This window comes from Finegoldia magna (assembly GCF_018371055.1).
Lineage (GTDB): Bacteria > Bacillota > Clostridia > Tissierellales > Peptoniphilaceae > Finegoldia > Finegoldia magna_I.
In genome coordinates this window covers 1-5537 of the sequence record NZ_JAGYZD010000112.1, presented here as the reverse complement: position 1 = coordinate 5537, position 5537 = coordinate 1, and the positions used below count along the sequence as shown (strand labels likewise).

The 5537-nt window shown below is 32.1% G+C and carries 7 protein-coding genes; all 7 read right to left on the bottom strand.

Annotated features, from left to right (window positions below; genetic code table 11):
- Nucleotides 1–123: 123 nt before the first annotated feature.
- Nucleotides 124–1080 carry a hypothetical protein gene (locus tag KHW44_RS05940; protein WP_304067152.1) on the bottom strand — a complete coding sequence of 319 codons (957 nt, stop codon included), beginning with the start codon at nt 1078–1080 and terminating at the stop codon, nt 124–126.
- Between the two features lie 78 nt (nt 1081–1158).
- Nucleotides 1159–2493: a PH domain-containing protein gene (locus tag KHW44_RS05935; protein ID WP_304067149.1), complete on the bottom strand. Its 1335-nt coding sequence runs from the start codon at nt 2491–2493 to the stop codon at nt 1159–1161.
- Nucleotides 2490–2840, bottom strand: a complete 351-nt coding sequence (locus tag KHW44_RS05930; protein ID WP_304067146.1) for a GntR family transcriptional regulator — start codon at nt 2838–2840, stop codon at nt 2490–2492. The genes KHW44_RS05935 and KHW44_RS05930 overlap by 4 nt, the downstream gene beginning before the upstream one ends.
- A 307-nt stretch (nt 2841–3147) precedes the next feature.
- Nucleotides 3148–3558 carry a DUF5301 domain-containing protein gene (locus KHW44_RS05925; protein ID WP_304067144.1) on the bottom strand — a complete coding sequence of 137 codons (411 nt, stop codon included), beginning with the start codon at nt 3556–3558 and terminating at the stop codon, nt 3148–3150.
- 2 nt (nt 3559–3560) lie between these two features.
- A complete protein-coding gene (gene thiE, locus KHW44_RS05920; RefSeq protein ID WP_304067140.1) occupies nt 3561–4205 on the bottom strand; it encodes a thiamine phosphate synthase in 645 nt (214 codons plus the stop codon).
- A complete protein-coding gene (thiM, locus tag KHW44_RS05915) occupies nt 4183–4989 on the bottom strand; it encodes a hydroxyethylthiazole kinase (RefSeq protein ID WP_304067135.1) in 807 nt (268 codons plus the stop codon). The genes thiE and thiM overlap by 23 nt, the downstream gene beginning before the upstream one ends.
- The gene (gene thiW / locus KHW44_RS05910) at nt 4982–5491 is read right to left on the bottom strand and encodes an energy coupling factor transporter S component ThiW (RefSeq protein ID WP_094203323.1); all 510 of its coding nucleotides are present in this window, start codon (nt 5489–5491) and stop codon (nt 4982–4984) included. Before thiW ends, thiM begins: the two co-directional genes overlap by 8 nt.
- Nucleotides 5492–5537 lie beyond the last annotated feature (46 nt).

Here is a 5537-nt window from a genome sequence, read left to right as displayed (position 1 = left end):
CTAAAGTGGCAAAAACAGTTAGGTTTGAACGGAGTGAAAACCAGCGCCTTGAGACGCTGGTTGGTATCACTCGGGCTTATAGCCCTTGAACAAACCACCCGTTTTACGGGTGGTCATGATTTTCTATTTGAATTTTATAGTGTCATCATTGAAAACTCCAATTGAGTTTTTAATTTTCAAACTGTACACGCTATCACCTATTGGAACGATCATTGTATCATCTTTCGCATCTTCAAAAAATACGAGTTTATCCTTTTCTAGATTATAAGCAATCTTATTATCCAACCAAGTCATATATTTTTTAGACACTTTAAATCTTTTCAATACATTTTCATAACCTTTAATAGTAGATTCCATTATCAACTTATCATTCTTATACAACCTTGAATTTCCAGTTTTAAAATCGTACAAAGAATAGAAGACATCTTTATTATTCATCACAACATCAATAGGATACTCATCTTCTTTCAAATCTCTACTGAAGATTTCCTTATCGTCCATATCCTTGACAGTTAATTTGTCCTTTTCATAATTCATATACATTACAGACTTATCGTTTTTGATTAATTTCCCAATTTTGCCAGTAGATTCAAATGTGTCATTATTATTCTTGAAAATCTCACATTCAAAAAATTTAATTGGAGAATCAGAACGCAAAACCATAGCATATACATTTTTATCCAACAACTTAGCATCACTAATGTGCTCTGTTGATGTGAGATTTTTCATTCCATCATCACTTTTAATCATCAACTTAGAAGCAAAAGATTCATCTGATTTGTAAAGTAGATAATCTTTATTATCGACATCGTGTATTCCGTATCCATCATCTAGTTGCACCAATTCGTCCTTGGAATCGTCGTAAATAAAGTTCTTGCCATCTTTTAACACGACAATTTTATCTCCATACAATTTCTGAATAAACTCAGAATTCTTTAACTTATCTGTGTATTTGTTGTGAGAATCCATTTTTTTGATTCTATCTACTTTTACGCTGGATTCTACGCCCTTGTACACTTCTTTTTTTTCACACGATACAAAAATCATCATACATAATGCAACCATCAAAAATTTCTTCATAAATCCCCTCCCATATTAATAAAATATTTCTACTAATATTTATTAATTAATATATACCCAGAATTTACAAAAAAACAATTAGTGTAAATTTTTATAAAACTTTTCGGTTTCTTTTACAGTTGGGAAATTAAACACAAGGTTCTTATTATCATTAGTCTTAATCCAAATAGCTCTTGGATTGTCGTTATGAATGTACACATCACAGTTTCCAATTCCCTTGATATTAAATTTCCCATAGGAATAGTGTTTAAGTGATGTTCCATTTAATCTTATGCCATCTGTTTTGTTGATATCTTCGATTAGCTCAACTTTTTCGATTGATTTTTTGTCGATTATAGTAGTATAAACAGATTCAGTAATTGTAAGAGTGCTTGGCGTGTTATCTACAGTATACGTTTTTGGTAAACTCATATTTATCATCAAAAATTCAACTGAAATCAATAATACAACAGTCAATGCATATAGTATTTTGCCTGATAATTTTGCCCTATTAAATGTCATATTACCATTTCTCACGCTTACATCTTCAACCATGAGCCTGTCGTCTTTCGGATTGTAATAACCCCACGGATCAAAGAAGTCTCCATTATACAAGTCGCTATTAATCGCAGTTAAGTTTTTTGCTATGGTTTGATATTTAAAAAGAGCCAATATTATCGCTAACGTGTACAAAACAATGTATGAAAAAATCGGGAAAATTCTGTAAACATCTTTTGATGAGTAATAAGCTACAACAAATCCCAAAACGATAAACATAATATATATCGCATACATTGTTTGTTGCACTTTTATGATGCTTTCTTCATTCAACTTTAAGTTTTCATCAGAATTAGTCGAATAAACTTTGGTGTTTTTCCTTCCCAAAAAACATCCCGTTAATATTGTACTCACACTCATTGCGACTAGCAACAAAATGATGACGAAGAACATCTCGCTGTTTTTGAAAAAAGCTACCAACAATACGATTTGAACTACCAGCGGAATTATCCAGGCTTTTAGTTTGATTTTCTTTTTTTCAATATCTCTTGAAGTCTTCAAATCATACGTCAAAATACTACTCTCAGTCGATATATTATTGTCCTTTTTGTATTGTCGTATTTCTTTCATTGCGTTGTATTCGATAATATTTGCACTCACAAGATAAACGACTATTAAATTGTAATACACAAGCATTATCCAATCATAATCAAGTAACACAATTAAAGATAAAACAATACTCACTACAAATAATATATTCAATTTTTTCTTCGTTTTTCCCAACAAATTGACGATGAACTCATCATCTTCATAACCTTTTGGAAAATTTGTAAACAACATAAATGTATCGTTTATTTTCAATGTATATATGTTAAATCTTCGCATGATGAACAAAATAAACACCAAACTAAAAAATAAAATAAATTGCAACATCATTTTATAATTTCCTCCACTATATTTTTAATATCCTTTTGTGATTTGCCACGAATTTTCGCTTCCATTAACAGTAGTTTCAATTCATCTTCAAATGAATTTCGTGAATAACCTTCGTCCACGCAAATCTTCGCACCAACTCTTCTATCTATTACAATTATTTTTTCGTCCTTCAAAATATTGTAAGCTTTGCTAATCGTCATAGGATTAATTCCCAAATCATTTGCAAATTGTCTAACAGAAGGAAGTTCGTCGCCATTTTGCAAATTTCCACTAGCAATTTCTCTAATAATCTCGTTTCGAATTTGAGTGTAAATTGGAACATCACTCGTCGTATTTATGTTAATCATTCTGCCCTCCTTGTATTACTTATTATAATACAGATCAGACACAAATGCAATATTTTTTCAAAGAAAAAAGAGCGCATCGAAATGCACTCTAAATCATTACTCGTATTTAGTAGTAAACCAATCATACTAAGAATATCATACGGAAAAAATTGATTTGATTTCAAATCGAGAAATCCGTTAAAAATTGCACTGTTTGAGTGAAACGAGTTTGCAATTTTAGGAATTTGAGATTTAGAAATCAACAATTTTTGAAGTCTAGATATTCGTGTATGATGGTTTATCTACACAATAAATTTCTACGATAAAACTACATTGCACCGATTAATTTGTTAAACGTATCCTTGTCGATTTCCCACACTCCTTCGTATGGTTTTTCAATGTAGTATTTTTTGTTTTGATACAAATACAACGTCATTTTTTCGTCTTTTCCGTAGTAGATTTCCATTTTTCTAAAATCTTTTGTATTCGCAGGTGTGTCGTTGTTTGTTTTTTTTCTAGTTGGCTTTGCTTTTTCTTTTATCAATTTAATTGTGTCTACGATATCTTTTTTCGAAGTGATGGATGCCGTTGGTCCTTCCTTGTTTTCTTCGATTTTTGTAACTGTGATTACTTGTAAATCATCTATATTTGGAAGTGTGATTGGATTTGCTTTTTTGCAAGATACCATAACCAACATCAACACCATAACTAACAATACTAATTTAAATTTGTTTTTCATAATTACCTCAATTCTAAAATTTGTTTTGATTTTTCTAATAATCTGTGTGCTTTTTCTTGTGGATTGTCGTCATTCATCAACGCTCTTACGACTGCTATCCCACTTGCACCACTGTTTTTTAATACATCTATGTTATCCTCATTTAAACCGCCAATAGCGACAGTTTTTATGCTTATGCTATTGTTGATGTCTCTTAGAGTTTCAACCGATATTATTTTCGTTTTAACATGGGTTTTTGTCGGATAAATCGCCCCAACTCCAAGATAATCTGCGCCTTCTTTTTCACATTGGACAGCTCTGGCAACACTTTTCGCAGTTGCGCCAATAATGTAATTATCTCCCAAAATTCTTCTTGCATCTTTTATTTCCATGTCTTCATCTCCAAGATGAACTCCTGCACACTTGCTTGCCAAGCAAACGTCAATTCTGTCGTCAATTAAAAGCGGCACATCAAACTTGTCGCAAATTACCTTCACTTTTTTCGCCAAGTCTATGTATTCTCTTGTAGAGATATTTTTCTCCCTTAGTTGTACCAATGTTACTCCACCTTTAAGAGAATCTTCAATCTTTGTTAAAAAAACTTCCTCATCTTTAACATTTGTCCTATCAGTAACCAAGTACAAGCTAAGATTCAACTTTTCTCGCATTTATATTCTCCTTTATTTGTTCCCATTTTATTTTGGATAAATTATCGTACAGACCGATTTTGAAAGAACTAAGTCCAACACTTTTATCCATCATTTCACAGCTAATATTCATCATGCTAATTGCTAGAACACATGCTTCTATCGATTGGGATACGCTAAGTGTACACGCTATCAAACTTCCCACAACACAACCTGTCGCAGTGATTTTTGAAAGCCTTTCATCGCCATTATTAAGCAGATAAATCTCATCTGAACACACAATATCCGTATGGCCTGTTGCCACAACGATTGAATGGTACTTTTCGTGCAAATTATTACAATAATTAATCACATCATTTACTTCCAGTTTTTTAGAATCCACACCTTTTGTACTTAAATCTTTAATAACCAGCGATTTTATCTCGCTGTAATTTCCTTTTATGCAAGTTATTGTGTATTTTTGCAAGATTTCTAGTGTGAAATCAAGCCTTAATCTTGACGCGCTCACTCCAACCAAATCCAATGTAATTGGAATGTTGTTTTCATTTGCAATTCGTAGGGATTTTTTGATTGATTCTATTCTATAATCCGTGATGTTTCCTAAATTTACCAACAGAGAATCAGAATTTTTCGTAACATCTTCGACTTCTCGTGGATTATCTGCCATAAACGGACTTTGGTTAACACTCAGAACTGCGTTTGCCATGTCATTGATTGAAATCGCATTAGTAAGGCAATGAATCAGATTATTACTGTTGTACAAATCAGAGTAAATCTCTGACATTTTTTGTATTAATTTATCCATTGATACTTTCCTTTAATTTATCTAGCATTTTATTTTTTTGCATAGCCTTTAAAAATGCGAATGCTACAGTCGCTCCCATTAAAGTCGCAAGTACAAATGATGGTGTGTAGAAAAACAAAGTCAAATTGCTTTTTCCGAAGAAAAACTTCATAACAGGAACGCTTACAATCGATCCTATTATTCCCGTTCCAATAACTTCTCCAATACAAGCCATAATTAATTTGTTCGTTCTTTTATACAAAACTCCCGACAAAAATGCCCCAAACACAGCTCCAGTCAATGCTAACGGTGGAATTGCCATTAGTGACATTCTGATTATCCCAATCAACGTCGCACACAAAAGTGCATACCATGGTCCCAAAAATACCGCACACACTATATTAACAAAATGTTGTGTTGGACAAAATCCAACAACTCTCAAAATTGGAGATATCACAACTCCTATTGCGACAAATATTGAAAGCATTATCATTTTAATTAAAGTAGAATTTTTTCTTGTCATAAAACATCCATCCTTCACTACCTTATATATTACCATCAATCAATAT